We start from the raw sequence: 15,578 nt of genomic DNA, 5'->3' as shown, positions 1-15,578 counted from the left end.
ATAACATCCAAGAGTCTGTTGGCCGCGTCTTGTCTGCCTGGTAGCCTGGTCCAGATCGACTCCAGGCTAATTAGTCGCAAGGGAACTACCTAATGCAGGATACGCTGAGCTATTACGACAGCCATGTCGATGAGTTTGTCGAGTCAACGTTTGAAGTCAGCATGAAAGATCTATACCAGGAGTTCCTGCCGCTAGTTCTCGAAGGTGGACACATTCTAGATGCGGGCTGTGGTTCTGGCCGGGATGCGTTGTTTTTCAATCGGCAGGGTTTCCGTGTTTCTGCGTTTGATGGTTCGGGCGCCATTGCTTCTCTAGCCAGCGAAAAGACCGGCTTATCGGTTCAGCATCGTTATTTCTCGGATCTACACGAATCCAGTACTTACGATGGTATCTGGGCCTGTGCCAGCCTCCTGCATTTGCCCCTCGCCGAGGTTCCGGAAGCCATTGGCCGGTTGTGGGTTGCCCTGAAACCGGATGGTGTTTTCTACATGAGTTTCAAAGTTGGGAAGGGCGAACGTAGCGACAAAGGCCGGCACTTTACTGACGTTGACGAATCTATTGCGGAGCATTGGATAAAGGACTTGCCAGGATTTGAAGCTTGTCGAATGTGGCGCACTGATGATCAAAGACCCGATAGAAATGAGCAGTGGTTGAATGTTCTTTTGAGCAAGGCGCCGGCTTCACCGAATAAGTTAACGACGGGCAGTAAAGATCATCATTTTCTGCCGAAATTGTGCCAGGCAATCAAATCTGCTGATCGAATAGATATGGCCGTAGCGTTTGTGAAAACTACTGGCTTGAATCTATTGTTCCCTGATTTGGTGGGCGCGCTCCAGCGAGAATCTGATCCGGCCCGTATCCGCATTCTCACAAGCGATTATCTGGATATCACTGATTCTGAGGCGCTCAGAAAGCTTGTTCTGTTGCATGACCATGGAGCTCAGGTGCGTGTTTACCAGAGCCAGGGGAGCAGTTTTCATTTGAAAGCTTACCTCTTCGCTGGCCATGTTGAGAATCAGCAAATGTGGGGCAGGGCGTTTATAGGTTCTAGCAATATCAGCCGACAAGCGCTTCAGGACGGATTGGAATGGAATTATCAGGTAGATTTCCCGCCCGACTCTGGGTACCTCGAGGCTGCCAGTAGGTTCGATGAACTGTTTCAGCACCCAAATGTTGTGCCACTCACTGACAACTGGATCGATGAGTACGAGAGACGGAGAAAGCCACCAGAACAGTCACTGGAACCGGGCAGTGATGAGAAACAGGAAGTTCCGACACCTAATGACGTGCAACAAGAAGCGCTAGAGGCGCTGGCACTGACCCGCGTAGAAGGTTACCGCAGAGGTTTGGTCGTGTTAGCAACGGGCTTAGGTAAAACCTGGCTATCTGCGTTTGACGCCGTTCAAATGGGTGCCCGTCGAATTCTTTTTGTTGCCCACCGCGAAGAAATTCTTTATCAGGCGGCTGAAACCTATTTGCGGATCAAGCCGAATAGCCGCGTTGGCTTTTACATGGGTAAGCAGCGCGATCGGACAGTGGATATCCTTTGTGCTTCGGTACAGACGCTCGGCAAAGAAACCCATTTGGAACGATTCGACCCACGCCATTTCGATTACATCGTAGTCGATGAATTCCACCATGCCGCCGCTCCTGTCTATCATCGGCTTCTGAGTTATTTCGCGCCCCAGTTCCTGCTGGGATTAACGGCGACGCCAGATCGCACGGACCGTTCCGATATCTTGTCGTTATGTGATGACAACTTGGTATTCGAGTATCCGTTGTTCGAGGGTGTTAATGGACAATTCCTGGTGCCGTTTCACTACTACGGCATCTACGACGAGACTGTCGATTACACGGAGATTCCCTGGCGTAATGGAAAGTTCGATCCAAATCTGCTTGCGAATAAACTGGCTACATACGGACGTGCCAAACACGTGCATAGGGTATGGGGCGAGCAGAAGCAAAGCCGGACTTTGGCGTTTTGTGTTTCGCGGGTTCATGCCGATTTCATGGCAGATCAATTCTCTAAAAAGGGCGTAAGGTCTGCAGCCGTCCATGGTGAATCAGAGATGTCCCGTGGCGAGGCCTTGGAGAAGTTGGAGAACGGTCAGCTCGATGTGATTTTTTCCGTTGACCTATTCAACGAGGGTGTCGATCTGCCCGCTATTGATACGGTGCTGCTCTTGCGCCCAACGGAATCCAAGATCCTTTTCCTCCAGCAGATCGGTCGAGGCCTACGGAAAAGTGCGGCCACTGGCAAAGACAAGCTTGTGATTCTGGATTTCGTTGGTAACCATCAGAGTTTCCTGCATAAACCTCAGGCGCTCATTGGTCAGGCGATGAATCACAGACAGTTAGCAGAGTTTGCTAGGAAAGCTGAGAAGAATCAGTTGGACCTGCCAGACGGATGCTTTATTAATTACGACCTGGAAGTGATCGACTTCCTGAAAGGTCTTGATCATCAGGGCGCTGAGAAAGACTATCAGGCACTGAAAGATACATTTGGTCGCCGCCCAACACTCACCGAGTACTATCACTTCGGTGCCAGTATCGCTAAAACCCGAAAACTGCACGGAAGCTGGTTTGGGTTAGTGCGCGATATGGATGACCTCACTGATATTGAGACCGAACTTTTAACCAACTACGAATCGTTTTTGCTGGAAGTTGAAACAACGGCTATGAGCAAATCATTCAAAATGATTTTGCTAGACGCGTTCCAGCAGTTAGGTGGGTGGCGGAATCCACCACTGCTCTCGAAACTTGCCCAAGCCTCATGGCAGACATTAAAGCGCAGGCCGAGGCTGTATCAAGAGATTGCCGATTCAGTAAAAAACGTTGATGGCTCCTCGGCGCAATGGCAGCAGTACTGGAAGAGGAATCCTGTTGATCATTGGACCAACAAGTCTCCAGCAGTTTTTGAGGTTGAGTACGATCAATTTAAGCCAGTTATTGTGCTTGAAGGTGATCATATTCCGCCTTTCGAGGAGATGGTGCAGGAGTTAATCGATTATCGCCTGGCCTCCTATGAAGCGCGGCAGTCAACCAAACACGAGCAGTCGTCCTCTGAAAATGTTGTCCCGATTACTCCTTCTGGAACGGAGTTGCCTTACTTTCCATCGTTGAAGATCGCATGTGGCCACTTCAGAAGTAGTCAGGCCGAGGAGCCAGAGTACAGGTCTATCAGAGAGGGCCAGGGACGAATAGAGCCAAATCGCCATTTTATCGCTAGAGCATCCGGTAACTCTATGAATGGTGGCAAGCAGCCGATCCAAGATGGGGATTATCTTTTACTTGAGCAAATGAATCCTAATCAAGCCGGATCAATTACCAACAAGACGCTAGCTATTGAACGGCTCGATGAGACAGGTGACACCCAGTATCTTCTGCGGACAGTGCGCAAATCCCCGGTCGGTGAATATCTCCTTGAAGCTGCTAACCCTGAGTATGAAGATATTACTGTCACTCCTGAGCTGATTGAACAGTTTCGAACATTCGCGCGCTTTTGCGAGATTATAGATCCGTTGGAAATGGCTGTCGGACAGGACATTCCGAGAGAGAAAATTCCGGAGTTATTCGGAGCGACTTTTAATCCTGGCAATTGGCAAAGTGGGCATATATTTCTAAAAGACGCGAATGCTCATATTTTGCTTGTGACGCTGAACAAACAGGGTAAAGGTGCTCAGCACCGCTACGTTGATCACTGGATTGATGAGAACACTTTCCATTGGCAGAGCCAGAACTCAACCACGCCTCAAAGCAAGCGCGGAAGGGAACTGATCGACCACAAAAAGCTTGGACTCTCAGTGCACCTTTTTGTCCGTGAAAATAAGCTGCGCAATGGTAAAGCAGCGCCCTTCATTTATTTTGGCCCTGTTGAGTATCAGAGCCATGAGGGCAGCAGCCCAATGAGCGTGACATTCCGGCTTAGTTCGACGGGTTAAAGCACCATGACGACAACCCGAGGCCTCTACCTCAATATTCTCCGCTGAAACGAGTGGGGCATAACTCGGGTGATAAACGCAGCAATATAAGTCTGCGGTGTAACCAGATACCGAGGCTTGGGACGCGCCGCTTCTGCAGCCTTGACAATCTTATTGGCGACGTCCAACGCACTGGCGGTAAATGGCTTCATTCTGGCGCCTGGCGCAAGAGCTGCCTCCATTGCCTCGTACTTTTCCCGATGCACCGCACTCGCCAGGCGAAGCACAGGCTGTAATGCGGTCAGGGCATGTTCCCTGAATCGGGTTGCCACGGGTCCCGGAAGCACCAGCGACACACTTTCCAGGCTTTTGCTGCCCTGTTCATCAAACCAGAAGCTTTCATGGACCGTGTTCATCGCGGATTTGGCGGCACAGTAAGCGCCTTTCATTTTCTGGGGCGCGATGGAGAGAACAGAGCTAACCGCGATGACCCGCAAGGGTATGCCGTGGTGTTCGCAGACCCTCAGACAGACAGCAGCCAGCTTAATGGGGCCGAATACGTGGGTGCTGAATTGCTTTTGCCACATGGATTCGGACAGGTCGCGGAGCGCGCCGAATTGCCCGTAACCGGAGTTGTTGACCAGAATAACCCGCTCGGCTCCCGCAATTTCTGCCTCCAGCGTGCCGGCAAGGCCTTCGATCTGCTCAAAGGACTCAAGATCCAGCGACAGCTCCAGAGCTGCGGATTCAACGCCACTTGGCTGTCGGGACAGGGCGATAACCCTGTAGCCCTTCCGGGCAAAGAGAGCGCAGGCCTCACGGCCAATGCCGGCACTGGCGCCGGTTATCAGGGCTAGTTTCGTCATCACAATATCCGCATCAGGTTTCTATTCATTCAACGTGCCTTATTGCCTGCTGCTACCATTAATGTCTTTACGACCTTAGAATCGTTGTTCAGTTTATTACGGCATGGGCTTGCGCCAACGTCCCAGCAGTGGAATTCAATTGTAGACCCTCAAGGATGGAGAAATAGCATGAGCGAAGAAAACAGCAGCCCCATTGTTATCTATGAAAATGCCGATCACGCGGTCGAGGTGCGTCTGGATGCCGGCCAGGGAACCCTGTGGTTAACTCAGGCACAAATGGGTACGTTGTTTTGCGTAAAGCCCCAGAACATCACAATGCACCTGAAGAACATCTATGCGGAAGGTGAGCTGGTGGAGGCCGCAACTTGTAAGGATTTCTTACAAGTTCAATCGGAGGGCGGTCGGGAGGTCAAACGTAAGCGAAAGCATTACAGTATGGACGCGGTGATTTCCGTGGGTTATCGAATCAGTTCCGCCCGCGCAACCCAGTTCAGAATATGGGCCACCCGTATTCTACGTGAGCACCTAACCCAGGGCTGGACACTGAACCGCCAGCGCTTCGAAGAAAATGCCCAGGAATTGGAAGCGGCTTTAACACTGGTTCGCAAGGCTGCCCAGAGTCCTTCGTTGGACACCAACAGCGGTCGGGGCCTGGTGGATATCGTCAGCCGCTATGCCCAGACCTTTCTTCTTCTGCAACGTTACGATGAGGGCCTGCTCACTGGAGAGAGAAGGCGATTACCTCAAAGAAAACGGCGTAAAGCTAGAGGGTTGGTAACGCTCTCACCCTGAGGACGGGGAGGTAACTTCCGAGGAATCCTCGGTTATTGCCGGTTTTTCCAATAATCTGGTTCACGATGAAGATTCATAACAGCAAGAACGAAAATGCTGTTCTTCTCCTCAACGTAAAGAACGCCGTAGGGAAATCGTTTGACGAGTGAGCGACGAACAGGTTTCCGAATGAAGCTCCAGGCCTGGGGAAATTTGACAGCTCTCGCTACTGCTTGCTCGACTTCCTCGGCCAGATCGATTCCGAGGCCTGCTTGGATCGATTCGTAATAATCGATTGCATCATTCAATTCCGCTTCCGCTGCGGGGTGAAAGGAATAATCCATTATTTGTACAGCCTGCTCCGAATTTTTCTGAAAACCTCGTCGCCGGGCACTGGGTTTACCTTGCCGGAATCCAGTTCGTCCAGGCGGCTCTCGGCAACCTCTACCCATTTTTCGTCGATACCGGCTTCGATTGGGTTTAGGCTTTTCAATAGTGATTCTACAACCAGCGCTCGTTCGTCGACGGGGAGAGCGCTAGCCTCGTCAATTAAATCCTGAAGGCGCATAGTGTTTGCTCCAAGAGTGGTGAGGGGCCATGTATTGTATCCATATTAACGCTTTATGAGTTATTTTGCTCCCCAGCTCATACGCAACTCCAAGAATAACCGTGGTGCGCCCTTGAACGACTACCTTGAGAAAATCCTCCATGGCCAGCCCATTAACTATGAAGCGTTCCTGAAGAAACTTCCGGAGTCGTTTCGGCACCGCCATCGGGACATCTTTGCAACGGATAAGGTCCAGACCAACAGGTGGATAGTCACGATCCTGGATGAAACCGCTTTCGCAGAGCTGCAGAATGTAGCGCAGGTTCCGGTAAGCCGGGTAGACGCAGCAAAAAAGGGCAACTCCCACCGCCACGGCACTGAGGTCAGTTTTCTACTCGTTTACCATCAGGTGCTGGCGTCCGGCAGGCCGGATGTGGCTGTTATCGGGACGGATTCCGTCGATATGGGGTTTCACCGGGCCCGGTCCGTGCTGTTGGTGGAGAACGAGCGTAATTTCTACCAGTATTTACAGATGCTCGACTTTGCCAGTGAGGCACTGGGAAGGCATGTGCGGCTAACGAACTGCGACGTGGTGTTGGGCGGTGGCAACCGGATTACTCGGGGCGTGGTTCTTGACTGGTTGGCCGGCTACGAAGACGTATTTTGCGCATTCGATTATGATGCGGGTGGTCTGCAAATGTTCTCGACGATGACAGCCTCTCTCGGTGATAAAGCCAGGTTTGTGCAGCCGCGCGACTGGCAACCCTGGCTGAGCCAGTTCTGCAAGATACCGGACAGTACTGAACGGTTTACAAGAGCGGTATCGCTGGCAGAGGGTTTTGGCTTTATGGCCCTGGCAGAGGCATTTCGATCGACCGGCAAATTCATGGAACAGGAGATGATTCTGGATGAGTGACTTCCAGGGGAGCCCGAGCAATTTCACCTTTGGTGTACGTCGCTTGGTGCTGGTGGATTCCGCCGGCTTTTGTTACGTGGAAATTCCGGTGGACAACCACGGCCTGATTCTGGGGCCTGGCAATCTTGGTAAATCCAGCCTGTTGAATTCGCTGCGCCTGTTTCTGTTGCCGGAGAACAACTTCAAGAACAGCCGCAAAAAATTCGCCTTCCGCAATGCCAGCGCTGGCAGCTTCTACACCAACGAGGAAAGCTACCAGCATTACTTTCCCAGCCAGTTCAGTTTTTTGATTATGGAGGCTGAGAACCCGGCCGGGGTGCATTGCCAGATTCTGTATCGGGACAGCGCCAGCCAGCTCAGTTACGGCCGCGCTTTTGTGCCGGTGGGTTACGACCAGCTGCGGCCCCTGTTCTGGAACGGTGATGATGAGGACGGTATCGGGCAGGCGGTTCCGGAATTGTCGTTCAGCCGTCTGTCAGAGAACCTGAAAAAGCTCTCCAAAGACACCCGGCTGGTGAATGATCCGGCCAAACTCAAACAGATGCTGTACAGCAGCGAGTTGATGAACGCGGATGCGGTGCGTTATTCCGTGCTGCCCCTGGGCGAATCCGACGAGCGCCGGGTGCAGTCGCTGCGCACGCTGATTCTGCTGTTGTTTGAGATGAAGGCGGACGATCAGGCCATGGCCAATGCGGTGGCCAGTATTATTGAGGCGGACAAGAAGTTTGCGGATGACGCCTTTGATTTCAATATCGACGACTTCCTAAACCGGCATGACCAGTTAAAGCAGCAGCAAACACAACTGAACCAGATCGAGAAAGAGCGCACACGGTTTGAAAAGCTGCAGAGGGATTATTGGGCCTACCAGACCCTGCTTCGCAGCCAGCACGACTTTGCCGCGTTTCGGGATGGGGTAGCGAATGCCCTGCAGGACATCGGCGCCCGACGCAAAACTGCGGTGGAGGCGTTCAATGAACAGAACGAGACCCTGCGCCATGTGCTTCAGGCCCTGAAAAAACTGGAGCAGGACGCCAGCGGCCTGAAAGGCGAGATTCGTTCCGCCGACCGTCGCATCAAGCAGGCGGAGCAGAATCAGAAAGATGGCGAACTGCTGCTGTCCCAATACGGTGATAACACCCTGCAGGAAATCGAGGACATCCAGAAGGAGGAACTCGAAGGCAAGAAAGGGCATCTGGCCGCCTTGAAAAGTTCCGCCCAGGCGGAGATCCGGCTGGAGCAGATCCAGCGCAACAAGCAGGAACTGGAACGCAAACTCGACACCCTGAAGGATCGGGAAAGCAAGCAGCAATGGCAGTTGCAGAACCAACTGGACGAGGCCGCGGCGGCACCGCTGCGGGCTGTGGACGCCCGTTTGGTAATGGCCAGCCCGGGCCAGGATCTGGACGCCGACAGTAAGGCCACCATTGAAGCTTTTGCTCGGCTGTTTGTGCCCAATGATAGAGGCTTTGACTGGTTTGACGCCGAGTACCAGGCCCAGCCGGCCCGGCAGACTGACTTCGCAGAGCAGCGCCGGCATATCGAAGGCGAGCTTCATGGCCTGGAAAAGGAGCGCTCCGAGCTGGCGGACACCGCCAATCAGGAGCATGACCGGCCACGGCTGATTGAACGCACGGAAAAGGAAATCCGCGCCATCGAGAAGGATCTGGACACCCTGAGCCGTTACCCGTCAGCCGCGACCACCCTGCGGGACGCCACCGAGGAAAAGCAGGCGGCTGCAGAACAGTTGGCCAAGCTGGAAGAACAGGCCCGGCTGGAGCAGGAAAAGCAGGATGCGGTGCAGCAGAAGGCTGCCAAAGCCAAGGCCGAGAAGGAACGTGTCGAAGAGCGGGAACGGGAGCTAGCAGGCCTCAGCCGTAGCGTGGGCACCGTGGAGCACCGCTTCCCGCACCTGAAAACGGCGGAAGCGGAGCAGCCGCTGGATATCGAGCAGGTGTCTGTCGCCGCGTTTGACGACCTACAAACCCAGCTGGACGACCTGGAAGAGCGCCGCCGCAGTATCCTCGACCACCTGCGTCAGTTCGTCTATCTGGGCATCCATGACGATGCCGAAGGTGAGTTACAGAAAGACGGCCCGGCTTCATCGGTCATCCGGGAGACGTTCAAAAGTCTGTCGGATCTTTTTGCCGGCATGGCCGAGCGCTGGAACGTGCTGGAACAGCAGGTTGGTATCCACAACGAGACTGTAGCGAGCTACCGCCAGGCCCTGAAATCCAACCACGAGCACATTGCCCGTTTCGAGGCGCAGCTGAACCGTGAACTGGATGGCGTGCGTATCAACGATTTGGTGGAAATCCGGGTGGATATCCACACCGACCCGAAATTCCGCAATCTGGTGGAAGAAGCCAACAACATCGACCCCTATGGCAACCAGCTGCAGTCCGATGCCTTTTACGACCGCTTGCGGGTGTTTGTGGCGGACTTTTTCGGGGAGCAGGGCGGCAGCAAGCGCCTGACCATGGACCGGGTGATCACCGGCATTTCCTACCGCACCCGCAAGGAAAACGCCGCGAACCTGGACAAGAAGGGCCAGTCCACCTCCACCACGGCGCTGATCAATCTGGAGCTGGTGTATCGGCTACTGAAACGGGTGCTGTACCCGGGCGTGCAGCTGTCGTTCCCCATGGTGCTGGACGAGCTGGCCAGCGTGGACATCAGCCAGATGCCGTCGCTGCTGGATCGGTTGTGCAATCAGGGTTTCAATCTGTTCTCGGCGGCCACCCACAGCGCCAGCGCGGAGGTGATTTACCTGATCGGCCGGCATCTGGAAGTAGGGCAGATGCGCACGGCACGGCCTTACAGTCCCCAGCGCACCCTGGTGTTCTGGGGCGGTGCCGAGGGGTTCACCAACGGCGAATCGCTCAGTCACTGGGGGGACCACACCCAGAATAGCCTGCTGGAGCCGGCGGATGAGTAAACGCTTCAGCACCCTGGACACCACTCGGCTGCTGTTCGAGCACCCGAAGATTCTGTTCCGGATGATCGAGTGGATGGACCGGAACGAGGCCCGCTACATTCGCGAGAGTGATCTGGTGGCCGAGGTGATGGACTACACCCGCACCCTCGGCAAGGCCGACCGGGCCCGGGTGAGGCTGGCGTTGAATACCGACAATCTGTTCCGCAGCGGCCTGGTGATAGACATCATAAAGGCCGAGGGCGAGCGGCGACTGGTATTCCAGGATGCTGTAATCAACCTGATGCGGGCCTGCAATGCGTCGCTGTACCAGGAACTGACCGATGCCAGGCTGAGAGGCCATCTGGTGACCTTGCGCGATGTGCGTAATCGCTTGGAAACCAGCAGCTTCAGCGATGCGGACGCGGACTACACCGAACTGCGGGACGATCTGAACGAACGGGTCAGTCAGCTCATCGGCCTGCTGCGCCAGAATGTGCTGCGCATGCAGACCATCAGTGCCCAACTTGCGGATCTGTCCGGCGACGCCAGCCGGGCGCCGGAGAAATACCTGGAGTTCCGCCAGAACCTGTTTGAGCAGATCGTTACCCTGTACGAGCGCCACATCAAACCGACCCTGGTGTTTCTGAACCCGGACACGCGACTGCCCGATGGCAGCAACCTGTTCGAGACCCTGGAAGCCATCGTCCGGCTGTTGGAAAATCACGACGACCAAAGCCTGGCGGACCAGTTGTTCCGATCCTCCATCAGCCTTAATGCACTTTATAAACCGATTGCGGCGGTGGCCCAGGAGGTGGAGCACTTCCTGCGCAAGACTCGCCAGGGCATGGTTCAGTACAACGCCATGGAGCATTTCTACGGCAAGCTGCAGGAACTCAAGGGCGAAACCGAGACCCTCAGCCTGAAACGAAAGTGGCTGGAAGGCGGGGACTTTGCCCGCAGCACCGGCTTCCTGGTCGGCCTGCGAGCTCAGCAGCGCCCGAAACATTACGCCTTTGGTGAATCGTCCAGCTACTATCAGTTGTTGTTTAGCGAACTGAACCTGCGCCTGAACGATCTTCGCCGCAAAGCCGAGGTGCCGGTTCTGCAGGAAGTAGACGGCAGCGGCCGCCACACCCGCATTGATGTTCAGCGTATCAACCAGCTGTATCAGTGGCTGGAAACCCTGGAACTGCGACCCACCACCGATCTGGTGCGGGAACTACACGGCCGGCTGGACGGTTTTATCCCTGGTTATCGCTTTCCTGATTTGTTGGCGGCCCTTAACCGTCTGGTCAACTCGCCGCCGGAGGGTCTGCAGGTGGTGACCACCAACCGTTTCCGAATCCTCGACCAGTCATCCGACAGCGAGCAGTTTGTGTACCGCAAGCGCCGCCTGGAGCAATACTATGCCTGAATTCTCTGACGCGGTGGAAACCACCGAATCCCCGGACCATTCCCACAGTTCGAGCAGCTTCGAGCAGATCCTGCCGGCTCACAGCGCGGCCATCTACCGGGAATTCCAGGCCGGCCGGGTGATTGTGCGGGATGTGTGGGACAACAACCGCTCCGAGTTGCGCGCCAATCCGCTCTATAACCTGCTGTACAACCATCTGTCCCACTTCCGGACCTTCTACGAGCACCTGGGCAGCGAACTGGTGTTCAACGAGACCGGTGCGTTTTTCTTTCTGAAGGAAAGCAGTGACGACGAGAGCGAAGAGCACGATGAAAACGCTTTCCGGGTGCAGGTGATACTGCTGCTGATCGGGCGTTACTTCGCGAGGAGTGGTCGGGACCTCGAATACCTTGGCCGGCCCGACGCCGGATTGAATGAGCAGGATCTTGCGGCGTTGGAAGGCGATGAGGAGTATCAGGAAATTCTGCGGGCGGCACGCTTTGAAAAAGGGGTGCCGGAAGCCCTGGATTATCTGGATAAACGCAATCTGATGTTTCGCGCTGGGGCCGGGCGCTGCTTTCTGAGTTCCGCTGGCCTGTATTTTCTTCAGGAGCTGGTGCGGGAGTATGAGCAGGGGTAGACGTAGGATTACGGTATCAAGGCGTGTCATCCGATTCCAGGTTTTGGTTCCTGGTGTTCCCAAAACCGGACACCATAGAATACATCCTCCCTGAATAACCCCTTCAACATTTGTATATTGCCTTTGAATTTTTCTCTTTCTTACTTGCATAAATCGAGCGCTCGCTCTATTTTGTGTTCAGGAGGTCGAGATATGAACAATTCCGATAATACGAACCCCGACAACACGAACCGCTCCCTGAGCATGAAGGGTAAGACTGCGTTAGTCACCGGAGCTGCTGGTGGCTTGGGCCAGAATTTCACCCAGTGTCTGCTTGAAGCCGGTGCAACCGTCATCGTCAGTGGTCGCCGCCGCGAAGCGCTCGAGTCACTCAGTGCCAGTTTTCCCGAATATGCTAGCCATATTCATGTCGTGACTATGGACGTCACCGACGAGGCAAGTGTTGCCGAGGCGTTCGATACCATGGCGGACGACGCTGGTATTCCGGATGTGGTGGTCTCCAATGCTGGCGTAGCCACTAGCAAAAAAGCGATGGACCTGACGGGGTCAGACTGGGACCGGGTGGTCGACACCAACCTCAAGGGCTCCTGGCTGGTGTGCACTGAAGCGGCACGCCGTCTTTCCAAGCTGAATCGGGGCGGCAGCATCATCATGATTTCCTCCATCCTTGGTCATCGCGTGGCCGGCAACGTGGCACCTTATGCCGCAGCCAAGGCTGGTGTTGAGCAACTGACCCGTGCCCTTGCGTTGGAATGGGCGCGTTACGGTATCCGTGTTAACACATTGGCGCCGGGTTACATCGAAACCGATCTGAACCGTGATTTCTTTGCCAGTGAACCCGGCCAGAAAATGATTCGCCGCATTCCCCAGCGCCGCCTGGGACAGGCGGGCGATTTGAGCGGCCCATTATTGCTTTTGGCTTCAGAACTCTCGGACTACATGACTGGCAGCACCCTCGTGGTGGATGGCGGTCATCTTCAATCTTCCCTTTAAGGAGCGGGCTGTGGATTTCAATCTGAACCCCAGGAACGAGTCGTACCGGAAACGCATCCGGGACTTTGTCGATCAGGAGCTGTTACCGCTGGAGCAGAACGCGGAGGCCTACGATGAGCATGAAAACATTGCACCGGACTATCTCGAGAAGATGCGTGCCAAGGCAAAGCAGCAGGGCCTGTGGTGCTTACAGATTCCTGAGGACCTGGGAGGCCAGGGGCTCGACATCGTCGGTATGGCGGCGTGTTACGAGGAAATGAACCGTTCGATTTTCGGGCCGGTGGTCTTCAATGCCGCAGCCCCGGACGACGGCAACATGACGGTACTGGGGAAGGTGGCGACCAAAGCACAGCAGGAACGTTGGCTCAAGCCCGTGGTGGAGGGCAGGGTACGCTCCTCGTTTGTCATGACTGAGCCGGCTCCTGGCTGCGGATCTGATCCCGGGATGATGCAGACTACTGCCACGCGCAAAGGTGACAGGTGGGTGATCCAGGGTCACAAACATTTTATTACCGGCGCCGCCGAAGCATCTCATTTCATTCTGATTGCACGGACGTCTGACGACACGCGCAAGGGCCTGAGCGCCTTTCTTTTCCACAAGGATGATCCGGGCTGGGAGATCGTTCGCCGGATACCGATCATGGGGCCGGAGGAACATGGCGGCCATTGCGAACTAAAGTTCGATGGTTTGGAAATTCCGGATGAGAATCGCCTGATGGAAGTCGGCGATGGTCTAAAGCTGACTCAAATTCGTTTAGGCACCGCGCGCCTCACTCACTGCATGCGCTGGCTGGGCCTGGCCCGTCGTTCTTTGGAAATTGCTACCGAGTATGTTGATAACCGGGAGTCTTTCGGTCAGCCGTTGGCCCAGCGTGAAGGTGTTCAGTGGTTGTTGGGCGAAGCTGCGATGGAAATACAGATTGGCCGTCTGCTGACCATGCATGCCGCGTGGAAACTGGACCAGGGTGATTTTGCACGCAAGGAGGTGTCCATGGCAAAGGTTGCTGTGGCCGATACGCTTCACAAGGCAGTGGATACTGCGATTCAGCTCTGTGGAGCCCGGGGCTATTCCAAAGATACCCCGCTGGAATGGATCTACCGCTATGCTCGCCAGGCGCGGCTAGTGGATGGTGCGTCTGAGGTGCACAAAATGGTGTTTTCGAAAACGTTGTTGGCTGAACGTACAGACTTCTGGCACTGGGGAGTCGAAGCCTGATGTCTGCACTTGAGGATACCTTTGCCACTTTCATATCGCGGCAGACCGGAGCCTCCGACGCAACGGTCGTCTCTTTCGACAAGCTTTCCGGAGGGGCGATTCAGGATAACTTCGGGCTGACGCTGGATTTGGAAGGTGGCAACCGTCCTGGGCGGCACGAATTTGTAGTGCGACAGGACGCACCGTCCGGCGTGGCGGAGAGCTTGAGCAGGCCACAGGAGTTTCGGGTACTGCAGGCAGCCTTTGGTGCCGGAGTGACCACCCCTGAACCTCTCTGGCTGTGTGAGGATACGGCGGTCACCGGGCAGGTGTTCTACGTCATGAGCCGTGCCGCCGGGAGTGCGTCACCACGCAAGCTGGTCAAGTCGAATTTCAGTGACGAGCAGCGCCGCGCCCTGGTTCGACGGTTCGGCGCTGAGCTAGCCAGTCTTCACAGCGTGCGGCCGCCGGACGATTCGCTGGAGTTCCTGGCGATGCCCAATCCGGACAATCCGGCCCTGAGTCGGGTGGCTCTTTATCGCCGCTATCTGGAAGAAATTGGTGAGCCACACCCGGTGCTGGAATGGGCATTGAACTGGCTTGAAGACAATGCACCGGAACCAGGCCCCACTGTTCTATGTCACTGCGATTTCCGAACCGGCAATTACATGCTCAGCGGCGACAGACTGACGGCCATTCTGGATTGGGAATTCGCCGCCTGGAGCGACCCTTGCGAGGATCTGGGATGGCTCTGCAGCCGCAGTTGGCGCTTTGGTGCTGATGAGCGGGAAGTGGGCGGAATTGGATATAAACAGGATCTTCTGGACGGCTACCGGGAGGTAACCGGAATCAGTATTAGTCCGGCAATCGTGAGCTACTGGGAGGTCATGGCACTGGTGCGCTGGGCCGCTATCGCCTTGCAACAGGCGCGTCGTCACATGTCGGGTGAGCAGCGCTCGCTCGAGCTGGCGTTGACCGGACGCATGGTGGCTCAGATGGAATACGACCTGCTGAACCAGATTCAGGAATTGGAGGATGGGCAATGATCAATCGACCTGAGACCCGTGACCTGCTAGCCGAGGCTCGCAAGGTGTTGCTCGATTCACTGGTTCCAGAGCTCGGTGGAGAGCGCAAATACGAGGCATTGATGATCGCCAATGCCATGGGTATGGCCATCCGGGAACAGGAGTTGCGGGAGGCGGGGGAGCCCGAAACAACTGACGTCATGCTTTCCCGTTTTCTGGCCGGTCACGCGTTGACGGAGGAATCAGGGCAAGGTGAACAGACCCTGGCCAGGGTGCTTCGTGAGCGCACTCTCGACGGCGGTGACCGTGAGTTGCGAACGGTTCTTCGCGCTATGACGGAGACAAGGCTGAAAGTAAACAATCCGGGCTACCTGAAATAACCCGGGCAATCCCGGACG

The 15,578-nt window shown here is 55.2% G+C and carries 13 protein-coding genes; 10 read left to right on the top strand and 3 right to left on the bottom strand.

What is annotated here, in order from left to right; all coding sequences use genetic code 11:
• The first annotated feature begins 92 nt into the window (after window positions 1-92).
• Window positions 93-3,941 (top strand): DUF3427 domain-containing protein, encoded by a 3,849-nt coding sequence (locus tag AC13D2_RS04035; RefSeq protein ID WP_292048174.1) that lies wholly within the window; start codon window positions 93-95, stop codon window positions 3,939-3,941.
• Between the two features lie 26 nt (window positions 3,942-3,967).
• Here AC13D2_RS04035 and AC13D2_RS04030 read toward each other — a convergent pair whose 3' ends face one another.
• The gene (locus AC13D2_RS04030; protein ID WP_292048173.1) at window positions 3,968-4,786 is read right to left on the bottom strand and encodes an SDR family NAD(P)-dependent oxidoreductase; all 819 of its coding nucleotides are present in this window, start codon (window positions 4,784-4,786) and stop codon (window positions 3,968-3,970) included.
• 168 nt (window positions 4,787-4,954) lie between these two features.
• On the opposite strand from AC13D2_RS04030, the gene AC13D2_RS04025 reads away from it, so the two are divergent.
• The gene (locus AC13D2_RS04025; RefSeq protein ID WP_292048172.1) at window positions 4,955-5,578 is read left to right on the top strand and encodes a virulence RhuM family protein; all 624 of its coding nucleotides are present in this window, start codon (window positions 4,955-4,957) and stop codon (window positions 5,576-5,578) included.
• Between the two features lie 32 nt (window positions 5,579-5,610).
• Here the strand turns inward: AC13D2_RS04025 and AC13D2_RS04020 are convergent, their stop codons facing one another.
• Both AC13D2_RS04020 and AC13D2_RS04015 read right to left on the bottom strand, forming a co-directional pair.
• Entirely contained in the window at window positions 5,611-5,901 is a 291-nt protein-coding gene (locus AC13D2_RS04020; RefSeq protein ID WP_292048171.1) for a type II toxin-antitoxin system RelE/ParE family toxin, read from the bottom strand.
• The gene (locus AC13D2_RS04015; RefSeq protein ID WP_292048170.1) at window positions 5,901-6,125 is read right to left on the bottom strand and encodes an addiction module protein; all 225 of its coding nucleotides are present in this window, start codon (window positions 6,123-6,125) and stop codon (window positions 5,901-5,903) included. Before AC13D2_RS04015 ends, AC13D2_RS04020 begins: the two co-directional genes overlap by 1 nt.
• 112 nt (window positions 6,126-6,237) lie before the next feature.
• On the opposite strand from AC13D2_RS04015, the gene AC13D2_RS04010 reads away from it, so the two are divergent.
• The 8 genes from AC13D2_RS04010 to AC13D2_RS03975 all read left to right on the top strand — a co-directional run bounded on the left by AC13D2_RS04010 (window position 6,238) and on the right by AC13D2_RS03975 (window position 15,560).
• Window positions 6,238-7,020 (top strand): hypothetical protein, encoded by a 783-nt coding sequence (locus AC13D2_RS04010; RefSeq protein ID WP_292048169.1) that lies wholly within the window; start codon window positions 6,238-6,240, stop codon window positions 7,018-7,020.
• Window positions 7,013-9,955 (top strand): coiled-coil domain-containing protein, encoded by a 2,943-nt coding sequence (locus AC13D2_RS04005; RefSeq protein WP_300496235.1) that lies wholly within the window; start codon window positions 7,013-7,015, stop codon window positions 9,953-9,955. Before AC13D2_RS04010 ends, AC13D2_RS04005 begins: the two co-directional genes overlap by 8 nt.
• A complete protein-coding gene (locus AC13D2_RS04000; protein WP_292048167.1) occupies window positions 9,948-11,348 on the top strand; it encodes a hypothetical protein in 1,401 nt (466 codons plus the stop codon). Before AC13D2_RS04005 ends, AC13D2_RS04000 begins: the two co-directional genes overlap by 8 nt.
• Window positions 11,341-11,967, top strand: coding sequence for a condensin complex protein MksE (locus AC13D2_RS03995; RefSeq protein ID WP_292048166.1), 627 nt, complete (start codon window positions 11,341-11,343; stop codon window positions 11,965-11,967). The genes AC13D2_RS04000 and AC13D2_RS03995 overlap by 8 nt, the downstream gene beginning before the upstream one ends.
• Before the next feature lie 192 nt (window positions 11,968-12,159).
• Entirely contained in the window at window positions 12,160-12,960 is an 801-nt protein-coding gene (locus tag AC13D2_RS03990; RefSeq protein WP_292048165.1) for an SDR family NAD(P)-dependent oxidoreductase, read from the top strand.
• Between the two features lie 10 nt (window positions 12,961-12,970).
• Window positions 12,971-14,176, top strand: a complete 1,206-nt coding sequence (locus AC13D2_RS03985) for an acyl-CoA dehydrogenase family protein (protein WP_300496239.1) — start codon at window positions 12,971-12,973, stop codon at window positions 14,174-14,176.
• Complete coding sequence (locus AC13D2_RS03980) at window positions 14,176-15,201, top strand: phosphotransferase family protein (protein WP_300496241.1); 1,026 nt, start codon at window positions 14,176-14,178, stop codon at window positions 15,199-15,201. The genes AC13D2_RS03985 and AC13D2_RS03980 overlap by 1 nt, the downstream gene beginning before the upstream one ends.
• Window positions 15,198-15,560, top strand: coding sequence for a DUF6285 domain-containing protein (locus AC13D2_RS03975; protein ID WP_300496244.1), 363 nt, complete (start codon window positions 15,198-15,200; stop codon window positions 15,558-15,560). The genes AC13D2_RS03980 and AC13D2_RS03975 overlap by 4 nt, the downstream gene beginning before the upstream one ends.
• Window positions 15,561-15,578: the final 18 nt, after the last annotated feature.

This window comes from Marinobacter sp. B-12 (assembly GCF_056857915.1).
Note: the sequence above shows the minus strand (reverse complement) of the source record. Positions and strands in the feature narration are given on the sequence as shown.